This window comes from Microbacterium sp. Bi128 (assembly GCF_918698205.1).
Genome location: NZ_CAKKMM010001684.1, coordinates 1 through 1,021, shown reverse-complemented (window position 1 = coordinate 1,021; position 1,021 = coordinate 1). Strand labels below are relative to the sequence as shown.

Annotated in this window: 2 protein-coding genes; both read left to right on the top strand. The window is 70.6% G+C overall.

Going from position 1 to position 1,021, the window contains the following annotated elements; translation table 11 throughout:
- Positions 1 to 261: YciI family protein (locus LQV45_RS35500; protein WP_230012756.1), on the top strand; the 261-nt coding region annotated here is incomplete at its 5' end.
- 49 nt (positions 262 to 310) lie between these two features.
- The coding region (locus LQV45_RS35495) for a flavodoxin-dependent (E)-4-hydroxy-3-methylbut-2-enyl-diphosphate synthase (RefSeq protein ID WP_230012753.1) at positions 311 to 1,021 on the top strand (711 nt) is incomplete at its 3' end.

Here is a 1,021-nt window from a genome sequence, read left to right as displayed (position 1 = left end):
GACGCAGAATCATCCGAGGTCCGCGATGCCAGCCGCCCGGCACACCGCGAATGGACCGCGGATCTTGCCCGTGACGGCGCCCTGCTGGCCAGCGGCCCCTACGGCGACGGTGCAGGCGCGCTGCTCATCTTCAAGGCCGCCGATGAGGCGGCCTTGAACGACCTTCTGCGGCAGGACCCCTTCGCAGCCGCCGGTGCCATCTCGGGCACCCGCACCACCGTGTGGGCGCCGCTGACCGGTCTTCTGGCCGAGCACGCCTAGCCCGTCCCGCCCGCACCTTCGCAACTTCGAATTCTAAAAGGGAGTCCATGTGACCTCGGTCAGCCTGGGAATGCCGTCAGCACCGCCCCCCGTTCTTGCCCCCCGCCGCAAGACGCGCCAGATCAAGGTGGGATCAGTCGGCGTCGGCTCCGATTCGCCCATCAGCGTCCAGTCCATGACCACGACGCCGAAGACCGACATCAACGCCACCTTGCAGCAGATCGCGGAACTCACGGCCTCCGGCTGCAACATCGTGCGCGTCGCCTGCCCGTCGGCCGATGACGCCGAGGCGCTGCCGATCATCGCCAAGAAGTCCCAGATCCCGGTGATCGCGGACATCCACTTCCAGCCGAAGGACGTCTTCGCCGCGATCGAGGCCGGCTGGCAGGGATTTCCCGAGCCGCTGCGCACCAGCATCCCCGTCAACGCCACGGTCCCCGCCGTCACCGCGGACCGGGTCCAGGAGATCCTGGCACGCTTCGGCCGGGTGGACGCCGTCAAGATCAAGGTGGCCGAGCCCGGGCAGAGCCTGGATGACGACGCCGCACGGGTAGCCGCGGTCCGCGAGGCACTCCCGGACGCGGCGATCCGGGTGGACGCGAACGGCGGCTGGGACGTCCCGTCCGCGGTCGAGGCGCTGACCCGGCTCGCCGGCGTCGGGCTGGAATACGCCGAACAGCCCGTGCCGGACATCGCCGGGCTCGCCGAGGTCCGCCGCCGGCTGCGGGCCGCCGCGATCCCGGTGCTGATCGCCGCGGAC